Genomic DNA, 19,938 nt, shown 5'->3' with positions numbered 1-19,938 from the left:
CCCGGCCGTTCCGCGTGTGCGGGTCGGCCGGGCCGTGCTCTGCGCTCGGCGCTCGGCGCCGGAGGGGGCGTCAGGCGACGTCGAGTGCCGTGTCGTCGATGACGAAGGAGGTCTGGAGGGTGGAGCCCTCGGTGCCGGTGAACTTGAGGGTGACGGTCTGGCCGGCGTAGCTCGCCAGGCTGAAGCTGCGCTTGGTGTAGCCGGCGGCGGCGTTCAGGTTGGAGTAGGTCGCCAGGGTGCTCAGGACGGTTCCGGAGCTGTTGAGGACCTGGACCTTGAGGGTGTCGTACGCCGTGCTGGTGGTGGTCTCCGCCGTGTCGATGTGCAGGTGGAAGCTGAGGGTGGCGGAGGTGCAGGCGGACGGGACGGTCACGGACTGGGAGAGGGTGTCGGTGGTGGCGGTGCCGTAGCCGTCGAGCCAGGCGTAGTAGGAGCCCGTACGGGCCGACTGGCTGGAGGAGTTGGTGATGACGCCGCTCGTGGCGCTCCAGGTGGTGGCGCCGGACTCGAAGCCGTTGTTGCCGAGGAGCTGGGCGGAGGTGCAGGAGCCCGAACCGCCGTCGCCGCCACCGCCGTCGCCGCTCGCGCCGGAGAGCCACTCGGTGGCGTTCAGGGCGAGGGCGGCGTTGGTGGCGCCGGAGTCGTTCCAGCCGTCGTAGAGGGTGTTGCCCGACTGGCCGGTGTCGTCGTCGATCGGCGAGCTGTCCCCCCAGAAGGCCACCCGGCCGCTGCCGAAGGTGCTGGTGGCGAAGAAGGCGCCGGTGTTCCCGGAGTAGCCGGTGCGGTAGAGCAGGCCCTTGACGCTCGAGTTGTCGGCGGGCTTGAGGGTGGCGGTGGTGCCGCTGGCGATGAGGCTCTTGGTGACCGTGCCGAAGGAGCCGTGCAGCACGGGGTCGCTGCTGTCGCCGATGGCCGACGGGTAGTCGGAGCTGATGCTGAGCGAGTCGACGGAGAAGCCGAACGGGTCGGTGGAGTCGACGCTGTTGTCGGTCATCAGATCGTTGAGGATCTCGACCGCGTCCTCGCCGTCGTTGTTGCGGTCGGCTCCGGTGTGGTCGGAGATCATGAAGAGGCCGCCGCCGTTCTTCACGAAGTTCATGATCGCCGTCTTCTCTGCGGTGGTGAAGAGGGTGTTCGGCTCCGGCAGGACCAGGGTGTCGAAGTTCGCGAGGTCGGTCGTCGCGGAGCCGCCGTAGGTCAGGCTGGAGCCCGAGGGCAGCGTCTTGAGGCTGTAGTCGCCGGTCTTCTGCAGGGCGACGCCCCAGGACGAGATGGCCCCCGTCCAGTCGGTCTCGGCGGACGGCGAGGAGTCCTCGCCGAGCGGGTCGGGCTGGCTGGTGGAGATGATCCAGTCGGCGTTGCCGGCCGTTTCGGCGTGGGCGTTGTCGAACAGGATGCGGTGGGGGGTGGCCGCGTGGGCGGGCGTGGCGGTGGCGCTGACCTGGAGAGCGGCTCCGGTGACGAGCAGACCGAAGCCGGCCAGGACGGTGGTGACCTTGCGCTTGCGGCGGGATCTCGGTGATCCAGGCATCCGGCGAACCTCCGTGACGGAAGGGTGGGGAGACGAGGGTGCGGGCGCCGATCTGCGCGCGTAGACCCCGCGACGGAGGGTTCTACACGCGTGGAACGATTGAAAGGTACATGGCATACCACTGCTGTGAACAGAAAGTGCGGGCAATGACGCGGGCGATGCGGCGGACGATGCTGCCGACGATTTCTTCGGCGATCCGCCCTCCCGGGCAAGCGGAACGGACTGCACCACCGTGCAGCGGGCACAAGGTGGGCAACGGGCAAGACAACGGGTCTCGCAGAGGAGGGGCGGACATGGAGATCGACGGCATCATCAGTGCCATCTTCATCGGCATCGTCATCGGTGTCCTGGGCCGGCTCGTGATTCCGGGCCGCCAGCGCATCGGTGTGCTCTGGACGATCCTGGTCGGCATCGTGGCCGCACTGCTCGGTTCGGCCATCGCGGCGGGTCTGGGGGTGGCCGACACCGACGGCGTCGACTGGGTGGAGTGGCTCATCCAGATCGCGCTCGCCGCGGTCGGCGTGGCGGCACTGGACCGCTCGAAGGCACGCCGCTGACGCTGTTCACGCCGGGGCGACGAAACCCCGGGTCCCGGACGGCCGTCGGCCCTCGGCCGTCCGGGACGGGCCGGCGCGAGCCGGCCGGTGAACGACGTTGCGGGTCGATCCAGCTAGATCGGGCTAGATCGGGCTAGGGCACGTAGACGTACGGCGTCGTCGTGGTCAGCGCCGCGAAGCCGAGGCGTTCGAGGATCGGGCGGCTCTGGTCGGAGGCGTCGACCTGGAGGTAGCGGTAGCCGCGTTCGGCGGCGATGCGGGCGCGGTGGGCGATCAGGGCGCGGTAGATGCCACGGCCGCGCCAGGCCGGTACGGTGCCGCCGCCCCACAGGCCGGCGAACCGTGTGCCGGGGATCATTTCCATCCGGGCCGAACTCACCGGTTCGTCACCGGCGAGGACGACCAGGGCGACGATCGCGTCCGGGTCGGCGGCGAGCCGGGCGAGCACGAGATCCCGCAGCCAGGAGGCGTCGCGCCCGAACGCCTTCGCGTTCGCCTCGGCCATGAGGTCGACGCCCGCCCGGTCACGGGCACGATGCGCACCCCGTCCGGGGGCGGGGCCGAGCTGGCCGCTCGTCTCGCCGATCATCAGGGTCTCCTCCGGCTCGGCCGTGAAGCCGGCCTCCAGGAGCCGTCGTCCCAGGTCGGCGGGCTGGTCGTGACCGTGGTGTTTCCACTCGAACTCTTCGCCGCGCCCGGCGAAGTAGGCGATCTGCGCGGCGATCGCCGCGTCGGCGCCGGCGGCGTCGAGGTCCGACCAGAGGACGCCGTTCCAGCCCCCCTCACCGCCGACGTGGCGGACCACGCCTCCGGTCCGTTCCACACGGGCGTCAGAGCTCTCGGGGCGGGCGCCTTCGCGCATGTCCCGGTCGTACAGGGCGAGTATCGCGGCATGATCCATACGGCCACTCCAGCATTCCCGCACGGCACCCACAAAGGAATTAACGCCGCCCGCGCCTCCACACCCCGCCTGGACCGCGCCAGGCCAGGCACCGCCGAAGATCACGCCGCCCGGCGGGAGAGCCGTAGACCCGACCCTGGCCGCCCGCCGAGGCCCGTATCCAACGCGGCCCGCGACCACACCCGGCGTCCCGAGGACCGGTCCGGCCCGCGGCCCGGCGGCCGATCCGATGACCAGGCGGCGGGCGTCCGCCAAGGCCGACACCGCTGGCGGGCGCCGCCGATATGCGCGGCCGCCCCCGGCCGACACCGCTGGCGGGCGCCGCCCGATGTGCACGCCCGCCCACGCCCGGACCGGCACCCACCGAGGAATTGACGGACCGCGACTCTCCGCCCGGCGGGAGAGCCGGACCCCCGACCCGAGGCCCGCCGAGGGCCGTGACCGGGAGCGGAGCGGCCTGCGCCCACGCCCCGCTTCCCGACTCCGCTCCGCCCATGGCCGGGCAGCCGAATCGACGCCCGAGGGGCGGACCGCCGCGACCGGAACCTCCCGCGGGCACCGCCCCAGGTGCGCGACACCCACGCCAGCCCGGTGACCTCACCACCTCGCTCGGCCCTCGGGCCGGCGGTCGAGCCGAGGCCCGAGGGGCGGACGGCCGCCACGGTCGGCACCGTCGGCACCGCCGACACGCGTCGCCCGGTCTGCGCGGTCATCCGCGGCCGACGTCTCCGGCGGGCATCGCCCGAGATGCGCGACCGCCCGCTCCGGACCGGCGGCCCCGTGTCGAGGCGGCACACGGGCCCGGTCGGAGGCTGGGGCGGTGGCTGTCCGTCGGCCCCGCAGGCCCCCGTCCTGGGCGGGGGCCTGCGGATCCGGGCGGCGGCTCAGCGCTCCACGCGTGCGCGGAACCGGCGGTAGAGGACCGCTCCGGCCAGCACCATGGCCGCGCTGCCCGCGACGGCGGGCAGCGTGGCGTCGGCACCCGTGTGGGCGAGCGAGGACGAGTCCCGGTGGACCGCCGGCGCCTGGGGCGCCCTGGCGTGCGGAACGGTCTTCGGACCCGTGCCCGGGGCGTGGCGCTGGGGCTCGGGGGCCGACGGCTGGCGGGTCGGCGGCACCGGCGTGGGCTTGGCCGGGTGACCCGGCACGACCCGGTGCGGCGGCTTGTCGTCCGAGTCGTTCACGGACTTGTTGCCGAACACCGGGTTCAGGGCTCCGGCGACGCCCACGCCGTTGCCGCTGGCGTTCACCGGCACGTGGACCGGCACCTGCACCTGGTTGCCGGAGACCACGCCGGGCGAGCCGACGGCCTCGCCCCGCGCCCCCGCTCCGGCCGCCGGCCCGGCACTCGGCGCGGCGCCCTTGTTCACGCAGGTGTTGCCGAACACGGGGTTCAGCAGTCCCACGGCGCCCACGCTGTTGCCGCACAGGTTGACCGGGAGGTTCACCGGCAGCTGGACGTTGTTGCCGGAGACCACGCCGGGCGAGCCGGCCGCGGTCCCCGCGGCGGTGGAGTCGGCGAACGCCGGCATCGTCACGGCGGCCATCGCGCCGGAGGCGGCTGCTACAGCGATCACACCGTTTCGGGTGGCCCGTCTCATGGGGTCCCTGCCTTCCAGACATGTCGCGGGCACTCACCCGCACCAGGTAAAACGCGGGCGAACCGGCCGAGTTATGCCCAATCCGTCATTCACCCCTTTGGGCGCCTCGGATCGAACGTTCTCTCTCCCCCCGCAACACCCCCCGCAGCACCCCCGCACCCCCACACACAACGGCCCTCGCGGCCGCCTCTCCCGGCGCCCCTCCCCGCACCCCCAGCCGCGCGCGCGGGGCGCACCAGGGGCGCTCGTTCGTCCGGAGGCGAGCCCCGCGGAGGCCGCCTATCGTGATCCGGGGCGCCGTGGGCCCGGTCCGCTGCGGGGCGTCCCTGGAGGCACTGATGCTGGCCATGCTGTCGACGCGGCCCGGACGGCGCCGCTGCGCGCTCGCCGCGGGCGCCGCACTGACCCTGCTCGGCGCGGCGCTGCCGAAGGCGGTCTCGTCCGGGGACGACCGGTCCGCCCTGTCACGGTTCTACGACCAGAAGGTCTCCTGGACGGCGTGCGAAGCGCTCGACGGCGCGCCCGACGACCTCCAGTGCGGCAAGGTGACCGTCCCGCTCGACTACGCCCGCCCCGAGGCGGGCACCCTCGACCTGGCGCTGGCCCGTTACCGGGCCACCGGCGACAAGCGGGGCTCGGTGCTGCTGAACTTCGGCGGCCCCGGTGGCGCGGGCGTTCCCGAGCTCGCCTACGGCGGCAAGGAGTTCATGGAACTCACGGACGGCTACGACGTGGTGTCCTTCGACCCCCGGGGGGTCGGCCGCTCCTCTCCGGTCAGCTGCGGGGACACCGAGGGCGAGGAGGGGCTCGGCGCCCTGGACGACGCCTCCGCGCTCGACGACCCGCGCGCGCTGATGGCGAAGCTGAAGGACGCGGCCGCCGCCTGCGAGAAGAACTCCGGGCCCGTCCTGCCGCACATCGGCACGGTCGACGCGGCACGGGACATGGACGTGATGCGCCAGGCGCTGGGCGACAAGAAGCTCAACTACCTCGGCTTCTCCTACGGCACCCGGCTGGGCGCGGTCTACGCGGCCCAGTTCCCCGGCAAGGTGGGCCGGCTGGTCCTCGACGGCGTCGACACGCTCACCGAGCCGCTCGCCGAGCAGGGCATCGCGGGCGCCCGGGGCCAGCAGGTGGCTCTGGAGGACTTCGTCGACTGGTGCGTGAAGGACATCGCCTGTCCGTTCGGCCAGGACGCGCGGACGGCCCGCGAGGAGGTGGTCCGTCTGGTCCGCTCGCTCGACGAGGATCCGCTGCCGACGGACTTCGGCCGCGACTTCACCGGTCAGGATCTCGTGGCCGCGCTCGGCCAGGGGCTGTACAGCAAGGAGTTGTGGCCGTCGCTGGAGCGGGCGCTCGCCCAGCTCGTCGAGGACGGCGACGCCGGGGGGATCATGGCCTTCGCCCAGGGCGGCCTGGCCTTCCCGGTGCGGTCGCCGGGCGGCACCGGCCCCTCCCCCAGCCCCTTGGTCGACGTCGAGGACGTCCCCGTCGACAACCTCCCGGCCGCGCTGATGGCGATCAACTGCGCCGACGACCCCGACCGCCCCACCGCCGAGCGGATCGCCGCGGACCTCGAGCGGCTGCGCGCCGACTACGACAAGGCGTCCCCGGTCTTCGGCCGGTACCGCCTCACCGAGGTCCTGCTCTGCTACGGCAGGCCCAGGGGCACCGGGTTCATCCGCGACGAGGTCAAGGACCTGGACACGCCGGAGATGCTCCTGGTCGGCACCCGGGGCGACCCGGCGACGCCGTACCGCTGGACCGTGGAGACGGCCGAGCGCCTGGGCGACGCGGCCGTGGTGCTCGACAACAAGGGCGAGGGCCACACCGGCTACGGGTCGTCCAAGTGCGTGCACCGCAAGGTCGACGACTTCCTGCTGTACGGCTCCCTGCCGTCCAGCGGCAGTTCCTGCGGACCCGACCAGGACGGCGGCTGAGTGCGCCGGTACGCGCCCTGGCTGCTCGTCGCCCTCTGCGCGGCCGGGGCGCTGGTCGCGTCGTCCGCCGTGTCCGGGTGGTGGTGGTGCGCGGCGGGACCGCTGCTCGCCCTGACCGCGCTGGGCGGGTGGGACGTGGTGCAGCGCCGGCGGGCGCCGCTGCGCATCCATCCCCTGGTCGGCCGTCTGCGGTACCGGGTGCGGGAGCCGGCGGAGCCGATCGGCGGCGGGCGGGACGCGGACGAGTTCCTCGTGCCGTCGATGTGCCCGCTGCCGCCCCCCGAGGAGGAGCCGCGGGTGCGCGTGGGCGGACCGGAGTGCAGGCTGCCGTACGACATGGCGCTGATGAACGTGTCCGCGATGAGTTTCGGGGCGCTGTCCGCGCAGGCCGTGCTCGCTCTCGGCCGGGGTGCCGCGCTGGGCCGCTTCGCGCAGGACACCGGGGAGGGCGGGCTGTCGGACCACCATCTGCGCGGCGGCGGTGACCTGATCTGGGAGATCGGCTCGGGGTACTTCGGCTGCCGCACGTCCGACGGGGGTTTCGAGGCGCGGGAGTTCGCGGACAAGGCGGCGCTGCCCGAGGTGAAGTGCGTGTCGCTGAAGGTCTCGCAGGGGGCCGGTCCGGGCGGCGGGGTGCTGCCGGGGGCCAAGGTGACCGCGGAGATCGCACGGGCGCGGGGCGTGGCCGAGGGTGAGACCGTGGTGTCGCCGCCCCGGCACAGGGTGTTCTCGACCCCGCGTGAACTGGTGCTCTTCCTGGCGCGGATGAGGGAGCTGGCCGGTGGCAAGCCGACGGGCCTCAAGCTGTGCGTGGGGTCGCGGCGGCAGTTCCTCGCGGTGTGCAAGGCGATGCTCGCGGAAGGCGTGACGCCCGACTTCGTCGTGGTGGACGGATCGGAGGGCGGGACGGGCGCCGGGCCGCCGGGGGGCGCGGACCGTCTGGGGATGCCGCTCACCGAGGGGCTGATCACCGTGCACAACGCGCTCGTGGGCAGCGGCCTCAGGGACCGGGTCCGGATCGGGGCGAGCGGCGGGATCGCCACGGGCTCGGACATCGTCCGACGGCTCGCCCAGGGCGCCGACTACACCAACGCGGCCCGCGCGATGATGTCCGCGCTCGGCTGCGTCCGGGCCGGCCGCTGTCACACCAACACCTGCCCGGCCGGCGTCGCCACCCAGGACCCGTGGCGGGCACGGGCCCTGGACGTGGGCGACAAGGCGCGGCGGATCCACCGCTACCAGCGGGAGACGGTCCGCAGCGCCGTCCGGATCATGGCGGCGATGGGCGTACCGGGGCCGGGCGGCCTCGGCCCCGGGCATCTCCTGCGCCGTACGGACGCGAGGACGGTCCGCTCCTACGCCGAGCTGTACGAGTGGCTGGAGCCGGGCGCCCTGACGGCCGGGCCGCCGCTCTCGTGGGCGGCGGACTGGGCCGCGGCGGACCCGGACAGCTTCGGCTGACGCTCAGCTCACGAACGCCTCGATCGCGGCCGTCAGCTCGGCGGGCTTCTCCACGGGCAGCTCGTGCCCGGCGTCCAGGATGCGGACCGTGGCGTCCGGGTACGCCTTCGCCATCCGCAGCATCTGCTGTACGGGCAGCTGGATGTCGTGGTAGCCGTGGATCATGAGGGTGGGGGCCTGGATCTGCCCCACCCGGTCCAGGACGTCGAAGGCCCGCATGGCGCCGTACAGCGTCATGACGACCTCGCGCGGGGTGTCGGCCGAGGACTTGACGTAGGCGCGGATCTCGTCGCGCGGGTAGCCGGGGGCGAAGGCGCGCTGGATGTTGGCGGCGACGAACAGCTTGTAGGGGACGAGGGTGGAGGCGGCCATCAGCAGTCCCCGGCCCCGGCTGTACGTCATCCTGCCGATGGAGTTCACCAGGATCATGCGCTCCACTCGCTCCGGGTGGGAGAGGGCGACGGTCTGCGCGATCATCCCGCCCATCGAGTGGCCGACCAGCACGCACCGCTCGATCTTGAGGTGGTCGAGGAGGGCGACGAGGTCCTTCGCCAGCTCCGCCACGGTCCTGACGCCCGCGCCGGTGCTCTCGCCGTGCCCGCGCAGGTCGAACCGGACCACCCGCCGCCGCTCGGAGAAGTGGGCGATCTGGTGGTCCCAGCGGTGCCGGTTCGCCGTCCAGCCGTGCACGAACACCAGGGGCACCCCGCCGCCGTCGCGCGGGCCCTCGTCGTCGTACGTCAGGGCTGCGCCGTCGACTTCGAGCTGCGGCATGGGTTCCTCCTGCGTATGTCCCGGTTACTGACGCGTACGGTAACCGGGAGCCGGGGCTGTCGTCACCGTCGTTCACCGAGGAATTCGAGGAGGGGCCCGTGGACGCACCGGCGTGCGGCCCGACGCCAGGGGCCACTTGACCTCTTTGTGCGTGATACCCCGAATGCCCCGTCAGTGAATCAGTCCTATGGTGCTCATATGGAGCACGCACTCAGCCCCGCGACCCTCTCCGAACTGCGGCGTCCGCGCCCCTATCCCGCGGTGTCCGTGCTGACCCCGACGCACCGCCGGGACCCCCTGAACGCCCAGGACCGGGTCCGGCTGCGCAATGTCGTGGCCGAGGCGAAGAAACAGCTGGAGTCCGACCCCGCGGTCACCCGCGAGCGGCGCTCCGACGTCGCCGAGCAGCTCGACCGGGCCCTGGCCGAGGTCGACCTGGCGCACGCCGAGGACGGTCTGGTGATCTTCGCCGCACCGGGCGAGCACCAGGTGTGGTCACTGGCCCGCCCGGTTCCGGAGCGGGTCGTGCTCTCGGACACCTTCCTCACCCGCAACCTGGTCTCCGCGCAGGCCGCCGAGCGGCCGTACTGGGTGCTGTCGGTCTCCGCCGACCGCGCCACCCTGTGGAACGGCGGCCCGGACCGGGTCACAGAGGAGCAGGTCGGCGGCTTCCCGCTGACCAGGCCGCAGGAGAACTTCGACGCCGAACGCCAGGAGCAGATCGGCGACATGCCGAGCACGTTCCGCGACGAGGGCACCCGCCACTTCCTGCGCGACGCCGACGCCGCGATGAACCGGCTGCTGCGCCAGGCCCCGCGGCCGCTGTACGTCACCGGTGAGCAGGCGGCGCTGTCCGCCCTCGACGACATCGGAACCGTCACCAGGGCCGCGGTGCACGTCCCGCACGGCGGGCTGTCGCACGGCACCCCGGACGCGGTCTGGCAGGCGGTGCGGCCGATGGTCGCCGCCGAGGCGCGCAGAAGCGTGGACACCGTCAACCGGGCGCTCGAATCGGCCCTCGGCCGCAAGGAGTTCGCGGCCGGCGTCGACGAGGTGTGGCAGAGCGCCCGGGAGGGCCGGGTCCGGCTGCTGGCCGTCGAGGAGAACTACCGCGTGACCGTACGAGACGACGGCGACCATCTGATCCCGGCCGTGACCGGCGACCTCGACGCCCGTGAGGACATCGTGGACGAGATCGTCGAGCAGTGCCTGGAGACGGGTGCCGACGTGCGCTTCGTGCCGGACGGCACGCTGGGCGACGCGGACGGCATCGCGGGCGTGCTGCGCTACTGAACGCCGTGGCGGGCTACCCGGCGCGGGTCACCCGCCACGCCGTCGCGCCACCGCCCGACCCGCCGTCACCCGGCCGCCCCCGCCCGACGCGTGCTCCCGCCCGGCGTACGCTACGGCGTGATCGTCGGGCGGGAGGGAGAGGGCACGTGGGAGACCTGCTGGGCGTGGCGGTACTGGGAGCCGGGCACATGGGGGCCGACCACATACGGCGCCTCGACCGCGTGGTGAGCGGAGCCAGGGTGGCCGCCGTGGCCGACCCCGACGCGGTGCGCGCCGAGGAAGCCGTCGCCGGGATCGAGGGAGTCTCGGTCCACACGGAGACGGAGGCCGCGCTGGACGCGCCCGGCGTCGAGGCGGTGCTGATCGCCTCGCCCGGCCCGGCGCACGAGGAGGCGCTGCGCGCGGCGCTCGCCCGGGGGCTTCCGGTGCTGTGCGAGAAGCCGATGGTGCCGGACGCGGCGGGGGCCCTGCGGGTCGTCGAGGCGGAGGCACGTCTTGGCCGCCGCCTCACCCAGGTCGGGTTCATGCGGCGCCACGACCCGGAGTACCGCCGGCTCAAGGCGCTGCTGGACGGCGGGCGGCTGGGGCGGCCGCTGATGCTGCACTGCGTGCACCGCAACGTCTCCTCACCGCCGGACTTCACCAGCGCGATGCTGATCGACAGTTCGGTGTCGCACGAGATCGACGCGGCCCGCTGGCTGCTCGGCCAGGAACTCACCGCGGTCACCGTGCTGCGGCCGGGCCCTTCGCCCGGCGCCCCCCAGGGTCTGCTCGACCCGCAGTTCGTGCTGTTCGAGACCGACGGGGGCGCCCTGGTCGACGTGGAGGTCTTCGTCAACTGCGGCTTCGGCTACCAGGTGCGCTGCGAGGCCGTGTGCGAGGCGGGCAGCGCACGCGTGGGCGACGACGACGGGATACTCGTGACCGCGCGGGGCGGCGCCGCGGTGGAGGTGCCGCAGGACTACCTGGTCCGCTTCGAGGCGGCCTACGACCGCGAGGTGCAGACCTGGGTCGACGACGCCCGGCGGGGCCGGGTCACCGGCCCGACGGCCTGGGACGGTTACGTGGCCGCCGTCGTCGCCGAGGCCGGGGTCCGGGCCCTGGAGAGCGGCGAGCGCGTCGGAATCACCCTCGCGCCGCGCCCGGACCTGTACGGCGGGAACGGCGGCTGAGCGGGCACGGCGGCTGACGCGAGGGCACCCCCGGCCTCACCTGGCCCCGCCGCCGCGCGGGGCTCTCAGACATTGCCGAGCAGGGCCTGCAGCCCCTCGTCGACCGCGGCCCCCACGTCCTCCCGGCCCGCCGGGACCACGGCGTAGCTGCGCAGCAGGAAACGGTGCAGGGCCGGGGTGTCGAACTGGAGCAGGGCCATGCCGAACGGCGAGTGCAGCTCCACCACCGTCCGGGCCCGGCCGCACGGCCAGATGTGCACGTCACCGGTGCCCGCCGGACCGCCGAGCCCCTCCTCCAGGAGCGCGCGGCCGAAGGTCCAGGTGGCGGCCTCGTCGGCGAGGGAGACCTCGGCGGGGAAGTCGAGGTGGACGGCGAACGGGTCGTCGGAGGCGTAGCGCAGCGTCGCGGGAACGGGCAGTTCCCTGTCCTCCGCGGTGATCAGGCGGGCGCGGACGGACTGTTCGAGGGTGATGTCCATGCTTGTAGGACTTCGGAGGTGCCGATCGCATTACGCAAAAGCGGGCGGGAATTGATGTGATCTGCATCACGGCACAGCTTTATGGAACATACGACCGTCGAACACCCGGCTGACGGTCACACCGCAGGCCCCTCCAGTCCCCCAAGTCACGTACTCCACCTACGACTTGACCCCCTGGACGGCATACGACCAGCATCCGCGCGACCCCGTCGCGGGGACCCTGGCATATGCCGGAGACACCACCGAATCGTGTGTTGCCAAATCCCTTACACGCCGTCGCGGGCTGTGCAACAGTCGTAACGGCCCTTCCGTCCCCGTTCGTCGGACCGTCCCCGCATCGGAGTGCGCATGCCGTCCCACCTCTCTGCGGACCACCCCGCCGCCCAGCCGCCGGGGCGCGGCTCGGTCGACGCGCTGATCACGCAGACGCGACGGCTCAAGGGCGACGTGGACGCGGTACGCAGGGACGCGCAGGAGGACGACACGACGGACCCGCAGGGCCGCTGGCAGCGGGCGCTGTGCGATCTGGCGCTCCATCAGCTCGAAGACCTCGACGCCCACCTGGCCCAGCTCCGGGAGGGCCCGCCCGCACCCGCCCCCCAGGCCGCCGCACCGGCCGCTCCCGCGCAGGGCTCGCTGCTCAGCCGGGTCGGCAGCGCGGAGTGGAACCTGCTGACGGACGACGCCGTCTGGTCCGAGGAGCTCTACGGCATCCTCGGCCGCGACCCCGCCGCTCCTCCGCTCACCCTCGACGAACTGCCGTCCCTCGTCCTCGACGAGGACCGGCCCAAGCTCACGGCGATGGTCACCGACTGTCTGGTGGACGCCCGGCCCATCGACGGCGAGTTCCGCGTCGTCCGGCCGGACGGCGAGCCGCGGACCGTGCACATGATGGGCGAGCCCGTGCTCGACGCCGACGGCGGCACCGCCTCGATGTGGGCCGTACTGCGGGACGTCAGCGCACTGCGCCGGAGTCAGTGGGAGGTGCGGGAGACCCGTGACTCGCTCCAGCGCCACCAGAGCGGTACGCAGACCGGACGCCGGCTCACGGTCGAGCCGCGGGAGTCGGTGGTCCTGCCTGGGCGCGGCCCTCTGCGGCTCCCGCACGGCGGCGCGGGTTCCCTCGACCTCGCCGCCCACTGTCTGCCCGCCGCGGCCGGCTCGCTGACCGGCGGTGCCTGGTACGACGCGCTCGCGCTCCCCGACGGCCGGACGCTGCTGAGCGTCGGCGACCTCATCGGCCACGGCCCGGCCGTCGCCACGGACACGGCGCTGACGCTGGGCGCCCTGCGCGGCATGGGCATGGCGGGCACCGACCCCGCTCAACTCATGTCCTGGCTGAACCAGTTACTGCACGCCAACGCCCAGCCCGCGCTGGCCGGCGCCCTCTGCTGCCGCTACCGGCCCGACACCCGCACCCTGACCTGGGCGCAGGCCGGACACCCCGCCCCGCTGCTGTTCCGCGACGGGACGGGACGCCGGCTCGGCACACCCGTCGGTGCATTCCTGGGCGCCGGCTCGGGCGCCGATTACGGGCAGGCCGAGGCGACCCTCGAAGAGGGCGACCTGCTGCTGCTGCACACCGCCGGACTGATGCCCGAGGACAGGGCGCACCGGCTCCTCGGCCTCGCTCCCCGCTTCCGCGAGGCGCGCACCGCACAGGACTGCGTACGCACGCTCGTGGAGGAGTTCGGCGGGAGCGGGCGCGACGAGGACGCCTGTGTGCTCGTCGCCCGGGTCACCCCGTGATCGACGTGGTCCGGTTGGCCGTGTGGTCCGGCATTCCTGTTGCGTCCGGCCGTCCGGGTACTTAGGTCAACTGTCTGAAGACTGCCGACTCACTCACGTCTGGGCGGTGTTGCCGCCCCGTCCCCCCCTCGGCTTCGGCAGCGCCAGCCTGATCTGCTCGCGCAGCTCACTGATGCTCGGGTAGTTCGCGTACTCCGCGGTGAGCCGGTACATCTCGCGCAGCCGGTCCCAGGTGCGCCGGGAGGAGTTCGAGCCCATCGACATCAGGGCCAGGCGCGCGTAGCGGTCCGCCTGTTCGGGGTCGTCCGCGATGAAGCAGGCGGAGGCCATGGACAGATGGTCGAAGATCTTCGACCGCTCCCGTCCGTCGACCCGCAGCGCCAGCGCCTTCTCCGCGTAGTACTGGGCGTGCACGGCCGCCTGGGGCTCGAACTCGGCCAGCGTGCGGTAGGCCAGGGCCTGCATGCCGTACAGATCCTCGTCCTTGAAGGTCTGCATCCAGGACGGCGGTTCCACATCGGCCTTGTCGGAGACGAAGAGGTCCTCCGCCTGGCCGAGGGTGCGGCGCATGGCCTGGCCCTTGCCCATCGACGCCTGCGCCCAGGCCTCGATGGTGTGGAACATCGCCCGGGTGCGGGGCAGCACATTGCTGCCGGACCCGGACTGGGCGAGCTTCATCAGGTCCATGGCCTCGTCCGGCCGGCCCAGATGAACCATCTGACGGGCCGCCCGGGACAGGGCCTCACCGGCCCGCGGCCGGTCACCCCCCTCTCTGGCGGCATGGGCGGCGATGACGAAGTACTTCTGGGCGGTGGGTTCGAGGCCGACGTCGTGCGACATCCAGCCGGCGAGGACGGCGAGGTTGGCGGCGACGCCCCACAGGCGCCGCTGGAGATGGCCGGGGTGGTGGTAGGCGAGCATGCCGCCCACCTCGTTGAGCTGTCCCACGACGGCCTTGCGCTGCAGCCCGCCCCCACGGGCCGCGTCCCAGGCTCGGAACACCTCGACCGAGCGCTCCAGTTCCTCGATCTCCTCCGTCCCGATGGGGGCGGCCTCGTAGCGGTCGAACCCAGCGGGGTCGGCATGGTGGAGGAGAGGGTTGTCGAGGACGGGAGCGTCGGCGGAGAGGGTAGGGTCGGTGTGCAGCCAGTCGTACATGGCGCTGCTGAGTGCTGATCCCGCGGCGAGCGCGGCACCCGCGCCCACCAAGCCGCGTCGGTTGAGCATGAGGTCCATTCCCGTGAATTCGGTGAGGACCGCGGCAGTCCGTTCGGGCGCCCACGGCACGCCGTCGGGATGCTCCACGCTCCCGCCGCCCGGCCGTTTCCCCGTACGCCCGTGCCGGACCAGACCGAGGTCCTCAATGGTCACGACACGGCCGAGACGCTCGGTGAACAGGGCCGCCAGCACCCGCGGCACCGGATCGCGCGGGATCTCTCCCATGTCGATCCACCGCCGCACCCGGGAGGTGTCGGTCGACAGCTGGGGGTGGCCCATGGCCGCCGCCTGCCGGTTGACCAGCCTCGCGAGTTCCCCCTTGGACCAGCCGGCCAGGCCGAACAGGTCCGCCAGGCGGGTGTTGGGTTGTCCGCTCACGTAAGCCCCCAGGTTCTCGGCTGAGTTGACAGTAGCCCGGTGAAAGTTGCCGGGCGACTATTCGCCAGGGTTCGCCAGGGTGCGCCAGATGGTGTGCCACTGGGCCACGGGTGTCAGGTAGGAACGCGCCACCCCGACCCGTCCGCCGAGGGACATTCCCCAGGGTGCACCCGGGCGGACGGGCGGGGCAGCGCTTTGACTCGCAGGCACACGAAGGGATCTGTTCCGCCCATGTACGCAGCATCGTCCTCCGTGTCCGCCCCGCCCCGGTCGCTGCACTCCCGCCCGGGCGGCGGCGGCCCCTACCTCGCTCCCGCGCGAACGGCGGCGCCCGCACTGGCCGGCGTCCGCCGTCCCGCCGGGCTCGGCACGCAACCGCTCAGCGGGAGACTCGACCTGTCCGGCCCTCAGGGCGCGCAGCTGCGCGCGGCGATCGCGTCGGTGCACCGGATCTGCCCGGAGTTCGCCCCGGTGCAGGTGCTGCGCCGCAGCGGACGCTCGGTGCTCCTGGTCGGCACGACCGGGCGCAGCACCGCGGTGGCGAAGTGTTTACTGGACCACTCGCCCGTGTGGGCCGAGCGGATCCGGCACGAAATAGCGGCGTACCGCACGTTCGTCCGGCAGCGCCCTCCGGTGCGGGTGCCGAGACTGATCGCGGCGGACCCGGACAACTGCACCCTGGTGATCGAGCGGATGCCGGGACGGGTGGCGGCCCTGCAGCGGCACCCGGCGGAGGCCCCGCCGCGGGCGGACATCAGGGCGGCGCTCGGTGCGATCGTCCGGCTGAACGCCTGGCGGCCGCCCGCGGGCACCTTCGACGCGCCGCTGGACTACGCCGCCCGGATCGCCCGGTACCACGAGCTGGGGCTGCTCACCGACCGGGACATGGGCGACCTGCAGAAACTGCTGCACGGCATCGCGGCCGGCGCGGGCCGGCAGGGCATGGGCCAGTTCTGCCACGGCGACGCCCTCCTGTCGAACATCCTTCTGTCACCGGCCGGTCCAGTGCTGGTGGACTGGGAGCACGCGGGGTGGTACCTGCCGGGCTACGACCTGGCGACGCTGTGGTCGGTCCTCGGTGACGCCCCGGTGGCGCGCCGCCAGATCAGCCAGATCGCCCAGTCGGCGGGACCGGCGTCCCGGGACGCCTTCCTGGTGAACCTGATGCTGGTGCTGACCCGGGAGATCCGCACGTACGAGACGGCCGTGCAGCGCTCGATGCACGACTCGGCCCCGACGGCCCCGGGGGCGGCCCACCCGGGTGCCGCGCCGTCCGGCGAGGAACAGCGGCTGCTGCTGCGGCGGCTGCACGACGACTGCCAGCTGGCCCGCCGGGCCGTGCGCGCGGCGGTCGGCACTCGCTGAGGGGACGAAGGTCCGCGGCGCGCCAGAACGGCGGCGTGCCGCGGACCTTCGTGCGTCCTGGGACGCGCCGAAACCCCGCCTGCCGAAGCAAATGTCCTTTATGTGCGCATCATTGACGGGTTATCAGCGCATCGAGGAGGCCGCGTTGCCAGGACCCGTCACTCACCCAGGCCCGTCCACCCACACCCGCAGAGCCGCCGGCGCCGTCGCCTCGGCGGCTCTGCTGCTGCCGTTGTTCGGCGCGGCGCCCTCGGCCGCCGAGGCGCGGGCGGGCGGTCTTCAGCAGGCGTTCGCCACGGCGGCCGCCACGTACCACGTGCCGCAGAGCGTGCTGCTGGGTGTCTCCTACCTCCAGTCCCGGTGGGACGCGCACGGCGGGGCACCCAGTGTGACCGGCGGCTACGGCCCGATGCACCTCACGGACGCCCGCACCGCCCTGGCCACGGCGCCCCACCACAGCGAGGGCGCGGAGGACGCCCGCGGCGACCTCGCCCGCCCGGCCCGCCGTCCGGGGACGCGGCCGCCGTCCGGCGAGGAGATCCCGGCCCGGCTGAGGACGCTCCCCCGGGCGGCGAAGCTGACCGGCCTCAGCGCCCGGAAGCTGCGCACCGATCCCGCCGCCAACGTGGCGGGCGGCGCCGCCCTGCTCGCCGCCGCCCAGGAGTACCTGGGCGAGCCGCTGAGCGCGGACCCGGCGGACTGGTACGGGGCGGTGGCACGGTTCTCGGGCGCGGACGACAGCGCGACCGCCGCCACCTACGCCGACGACGTGTACGAGGTGCTGCGCACCGGGCAGCGGCGGGTCACGGACACCGGCGAGCTGGTGGCGCTGCCCGCGCAGCCGAAGCTGGCGCCGCGGACCGCCCAGTTGGACCGGGCCGGTCTGCGCCACGCGTCCGCCGAGGGCACCGAGTGTCCCTCGTCGGTGTCCTGCGAGCGGATCCCGGCTCCGTACGAGGCGTTCGGCAACGGCGACTACGGCAACCACGACGAGGCGGACCGGCCCACGTCCTCGCCCCTGCGCTACATCGTCGTCCATGACACCGAGGGCGGCTGGGAGGGGGTCATCAACCTGGTCCAGGATCCCACCTATGTGTCCTGGCACTACTCGCTGCGCTCCACCGACGGGCACGTCGCGCAGCACGTGCGGGTGAAGGACGTGGCCTGGCACTCGGGCAACTGGTACGTGAACACCCACTCCATCGGTCTGGAGCACGAGGGCTTCCTCGCCCAGCCGGACTCCTGGTACACGGAGGCGATGTACAAGTCGTCCGCGCGCCTGGTGGCGTTCCTCGCGGCGAGGTACGGCATCCCGCTGGACCGGCAGCACATCCTGGGCCACGACACCGTGCCCGGCCCGACCACGGCGACCGTCCCCGGCATGCACACCGACCCGGGCCCGTACTGGGACTGGCGGCACTACTTCGAGCTGCTCGGCCGGCCCCTCACCGCCACCGGACGCGCGGGCGGCGGCGTCGTGACGATCCGGCCGGACTACGCGGCGAACCGGCCGGTGTACAGGGACTGTGTCAAGGGGACGACCTGCCCGGCCCACGGTTCCAGCGCGGTGCGGCTGCACTCCGACCACGACGAGAAGTCGGCCCTGATCAAGGACGTCGGCCGGGGCACCAGCCCGACCACCGGCGTCAACGACATCTCCTCGCGCGTCTCCACCGGCCAGCAGTACGCCGTCGCCGACACCTGGGGCGACTGGACGGCGATCTGGTATCTCGGGAAGAAGGCCTGGTTCCGGAACCCCAAGGACAGGCCCACGGCGGTGCCCTCGACGGGGGTCCTGATCACTCCCAGGGCGGGCAAGGAGAGCGTCCCGGTGTACGGGAGGGCCTACCCGGAGGCGTCCGCGTACCCGGCGGGGGTCCCGGCCCAGCCGGTCTCCCCGCTGCCGTACACCCTGCCGAAGGGCCAGAAGTACGTGGCCGGCGACCGGGTGCCGGGCGAGTACTTCTACGCGGTCGGCTTCGACACCGGCGGGCACCGGACCGTCCGGGGCAAGGACCTGTACTACGAGATCCAGTACGGCCACCGGGTGGCGTTCGTGCGGGCCGCGGACGTGACGGTCGTTCCGGCGTCCTGACCCCTCAGCCCTGCTGGAACAGCTCCGCCGGGAGCGGCTTCAGCAGGGCGTACAGGTCGTCGGTGATGGGGCGGTCCCAGGCGGCGATGGTCACCAGGACGTTGTCGCTGCGGTCGAACTGGACGCAGGAGATCCGGCTTTCGGAGAGCTTCAGCCGGCGCACGATGAGCAGGTTGTCGCCCTGCATCACCGGCATGTCCTCGGTGCCGACGACGGTCACCTCCTCGTCGTTCTCCAGCGCGAGCAGCAGCTGGGCCACCTCGAAGGGGACCTCGCCCTCGGCGACCTCGCGGGCCGGTGAGCCCTCGGGAAGGTTCCCGATGATCATCGCGGGGCCGCGGCCGCCGAACAGGTCGTAGCGCAGGAAGACGCCCTGGCAGCTGCCGTCGGGGGCGGGCAGCAGCCCGGCACCCAGATTGCCGGGCCAGTCGCCCGGGTCCATGGCCAGTACGTCGAAGTCGGGGCCGGCGGGGGTGGCGCTGCGGCGGCGGAGGAACGACATGCGGCCATGGTACGGGGTACCGTCCGGCGACGACGCCGAGGGAAGCCCCGGCTCGCCGCCCGCCCCCGACCAGCCCATCCCCCAACCCCAGCCCCCACCACCACCCGGCTCCCCCCGGCCCCCCGCACCCCCGTCGACTCGGCACGACGGGGGTGGCTGGGAGCGGCGGGTGGGACGGGAGGTCCGCGGGGGGGGGACGTGTCCCTGCGGAGGCGAGAGCCCAGCGAAGACGGGCACTCCGCGAAGACGGGCAACCCGCGAGTGCGGGGTCCGGCCGCTACGGGCGCCCGCCAAGGCAGCCTCCGGCTGGGACGGGCTCCGACCTAGGCGGGCGGCCCAAGGGCCAGAGTCCCGCAGAAGACAGGCGGCCCGAAGCGCGACAGCCCCACGGAGACCGGCGACTCGCGAGGGCGACGGCCCTGTAGAGACGGGCAACCCGCGAGGGCAGGGTGCGGCCGACACGGGCTCCGCCCAAGGCGGCCTCCGGCCGGGACGGGATCCGACCGAGGCGGCCGGGGCAAGGGGCCAGAGTCCCGCGGAGACGGGCGGCCCGCGAGGACAAGAGCCCACCAGAGACAGGCGGCCCGAGGGACCAGAGTCCGCGGAGACAGGCCGTCCGCGAGGGCGACAGCCTCATAGAGACGGGGTACCCGCGAGGGCAGGGTCCGGGCTGGGACGTCCTCCGGCCAAGGCGGGCGACCCAAGGGACGAGAGTCCCGCAGAGACGGGCGGCCCGAAGCGCGACAGCCCCACGCGGCCCGCGAGGGCGACAGCCCCGTAGAGACGGGCAACCCGCGAGGGCAGGGTGCGGCCGACACGGGCTCCGACCAAGGCGGCCTCCGGCCGGGACGGGATCCGACCGAGGCGGCCGGGGCAAGGGGCCAGAGTCCCGCGGAGACGGGCGGCCCGCGAGGACAAGAGC

At 73.3% G+C, this 19,938-nt stretch carries 15 protein-coding genes; 8 read left to right on the top strand and 7 right to left on the bottom strand.

The features are described 5' to 3' along the window. Positions 1 to 70: 70 nt before the first annotated feature. On the bottom strand, positions 71 to 1,531 hold the full coding sequence (locus tag ACFY2L_RS36275) for a hydrolase (RefSeq protein ID WP_390824467.1): 1,461 nt from the start codon (positions 1,529 to 1,531) through the stop codon (positions 71 to 73). Positions 1,532 to 1,824: 293 nt separating this feature from the next. Between ACFY2L_RS36275 and ACFY2L_RS36270 the strand changes: the two genes are divergently transcribed. Further along, positions 1,825 to 2,088 (top strand): GlsB/YeaQ/YmgE family stress response membrane protein, encoded by a 264-nt coding sequence (locus ACFY2L_RS36270; protein WP_390824466.1) that lies wholly within the window; start codon positions 1,825 to 1,827, stop codon positions 2,086 to 2,088. 133 nt (positions 2,089 to 2,221) lie between these two features. Here the strand turns inward: ACFY2L_RS36270 and ACFY2L_RS36265 are convergent, their stop codons facing one another. Continuing rightward, entirely contained in the window at positions 2,222 to 2,989 is a 768-nt protein-coding gene (locus ACFY2L_RS36265) for a GNAT family N-acetyltransferase (protein WP_390824465.1), read from the bottom strand. Between the two features lie 884 nt (positions 2,990 to 3,873). After that, positions 3,874 to 4,566, bottom strand: a complete 693-nt coding sequence (locus ACFY2L_RS36260) for a chaplin family protein (protein ID WP_390657770.1) — start codon at positions 4,564 to 4,566, stop codon at positions 3,874 to 3,876. Positions 4,567 to 4,928: 362 nt separating this feature from the next. On the opposite strand from ACFY2L_RS36260, the gene ACFY2L_RS36255 reads away from it, so the two are divergent. Next, entirely contained in the window at positions 4,929 to 6,530 is a 1,602-nt protein-coding gene (locus ACFY2L_RS36255; protein WP_390657903.1) for an alpha/beta hydrolase, read from the top strand. Next, positions 6,531 to 7,991 (top strand): glutamate synthase-related protein, encoded by a 1,461-nt coding sequence (locus ACFY2L_RS36250; protein WP_390824464.1) that lies wholly within the window; start codon positions 6,531 to 6,533, stop codon positions 7,989 to 7,991. It abuts the gene before it with no gap. 3 nt (positions 7,992 to 7,994) lie between these two features. On the opposite strand, the gene ACFY2L_RS36245 is transcribed toward ACFY2L_RS36250, so the two are convergent. Beyond that, positions 7,995 to 8,765, bottom strand: a complete 771-nt coding sequence (locus ACFY2L_RS36245; protein ID WP_390657768.1) for an alpha/beta fold hydrolase — start codon at positions 8,763 to 8,765, stop codon at positions 7,995 to 7,997. 198 nt (positions 8,766 to 8,963) lie between these two features. Here ACFY2L_RS36245 and ACFY2L_RS36240 point away from each other — a divergent pair, with 198 nt between their 5' ends. Continuing rightward, positions 8,964 to 10,058 carry a chemotaxis protein gene (locus tag ACFY2L_RS36240; protein ID WP_390657767.1) on the top strand — a complete coding sequence of 365 codons (1,095 nt, stop codon included), beginning with the start codon at positions 8,964 to 8,966 and terminating at the stop codon, positions 10,056 to 10,058. Positions 10,059 to 10,204: 146 nt separating this feature from the next. After that, positions 10,205 to 11,230 (top strand): Gfo/Idh/MocA family protein, encoded by a 1,026-nt coding sequence (locus tag ACFY2L_RS36235; RefSeq protein WP_390824463.1) that lies wholly within the window; start codon positions 10,205 to 10,207, stop codon positions 11,228 to 11,230. Between the two features lie 65 nt (positions 11,231 to 11,295). Here the strand turns inward: ACFY2L_RS36235 and ACFY2L_RS36230 are convergent, their stop codons facing one another. Further along, positions 11,296 to 11,709 carry an SsgA family sporulation/cell division regulator gene (locus ACFY2L_RS36230; protein WP_390657765.1) on the bottom strand — a complete coding sequence of 138 codons (414 nt, stop codon included), beginning with the start codon at positions 11,707 to 11,709 and terminating at the stop codon, positions 11,296 to 11,298. A gap of 348 nt (positions 11,710 to 12,057) precedes the next feature. Between ACFY2L_RS36230 and ACFY2L_RS36225 the strand changes: the two genes are divergently transcribed. Next, positions 12,058 to 13,458: a PP2C family protein-serine/threonine phosphatase gene (locus ACFY2L_RS36225; protein ID WP_390824462.1), complete on the top strand. Its 1,401-nt coding sequence runs from the start codon at positions 12,058 to 12,060 to the stop codon at positions 13,456 to 13,458. Between the two features lie 93 nt (positions 13,459 to 13,551). Here the strand turns inward: ACFY2L_RS36225 and ACFY2L_RS36220 are convergent, their stop codons facing one another. Further along, positions 13,552 to 15,054, bottom strand: coding sequence for a hypothetical protein (locus ACFY2L_RS36220; protein WP_390657763.1), 1,503 nt, complete (start codon positions 15,052 to 15,054; stop codon positions 13,552 to 13,554). 231 nt (positions 15,055 to 15,285) lie between these two features. Between ACFY2L_RS36220 and ACFY2L_RS36215 the strand changes: the two genes are divergently transcribed. Together ACFY2L_RS36215 and ACFY2L_RS36210 are read left to right on the top strand one after the other, a co-directional pair. After that, entirely contained in the window at positions 15,286 to 16,419 is a 1,134-nt protein-coding gene (locus tag ACFY2L_RS36215; protein ID WP_390657762.1) for an aminoglycoside phosphotransferase family protein, read from the top strand. A gap of 145 nt (positions 16,420 to 16,564) precedes the next feature. Beyond that, entirely contained in the window at positions 16,565 to 18,514 is a 1,950-nt protein-coding gene (locus ACFY2L_RS36210; protein WP_390657761.1) for an N-acetylmuramoyl-L-alanine amidase, read from the top strand. 4 nt (positions 18,515 to 18,518) lie between these two features. Here the strand turns inward: ACFY2L_RS36210 and ACFY2L_RS36205 are convergent, their stop codons facing one another. Then, positions 18,519 to 19,016, bottom strand: a complete 498-nt coding sequence (locus tag ACFY2L_RS36205; protein WP_390648267.1) for a hypothetical protein — start codon at positions 19,014 to 19,016, stop codon at positions 18,519 to 18,521. Between the last annotated feature and the right edge of the window lie 922 nt (positions 19,017 to 19,938).

It is taken from the genome of Streptomyces sp. NPDC001381 (assembly GCF_042895685.1).
Classification (GTDB): domain Bacteria; phylum Actinomycetota; class Actinomycetes; order Streptomycetales; family Streptomycetaceae; genus Streptomyces.
This window is presented reverse-complemented; position numbering and strand designations above follow the sequence as displayed.

Excerpts from the sequence above, each read along its gene's own strand:
- ACFY2L_RS36275 (WP_390824467.1), bottom strand. The coding sequence starts at position 1,531 with ATGCCTGGATCACCGAGATCCCGCCGCAAGCGCAAGGTCACCACCGTC.
- ACFY2L_RS36270 (WP_390824466.1), top strand. The coding sequence starts at position 1,825 with ATGGAGATCGACGGCATCATCAGTGCCATCTTCATCGGCATCGTCATC.
- ACFY2L_RS36265 (WP_390824465.1), bottom strand. The coding sequence starts at position 2,989 with ATGGATCATGCCGCGATACTCGCCCTGTACGACCGGGACATGCGCGAA.
- ACFY2L_RS36255 (WP_390657903.1), top strand. The coding sequence starts at position 4,929 with ATGCTGGCCATGCTGTCGACGCGGCCCGGACGGCGCCGCTGCGCGCTC.
- ACFY2L_RS36245 (WP_390657768.1), bottom strand. The coding sequence starts at position 8,765 with ATGCCGCAGCTCGAAGTCGACGGCGCAGCCCTGACGTACGACGACGAG.
- ACFY2L_RS36240 (WP_390657767.1), top strand. The coding sequence starts at position 8,964 with ATGGAGCACGCACTCAGCCCCGCGACCCTCTCCGAACTGCGGCGTCCG.
- ACFY2L_RS36230 (WP_390657765.1), bottom strand. The coding sequence starts at position 11,709 with ATGGACATCACCCTCGAACAGTCCGTCCGCGCCCGCCTGATCACCGCG.
- ACFY2L_RS36225 (WP_390824462.1), top strand. The coding sequence starts at position 12,058 with ATGCCGTCCCACCTCTCTGCGGACCACCCCGCCGCCCAGCCGCCGGGG.
- ACFY2L_RS36215 (WP_390657762.1), top strand. The coding sequence starts at position 15,286 with ATGTACGCAGCATCGTCCTCCGTGTCCGCCCCGCCCCGGTCGCTGCAC.
- ACFY2L_RS36205 (WP_390648267.1), bottom strand. The coding sequence starts at position 19,016 with ATGTCGTTCCTCCGCCGCCGCAGCGCCACCCCCGCCGGCCCCGACTTC.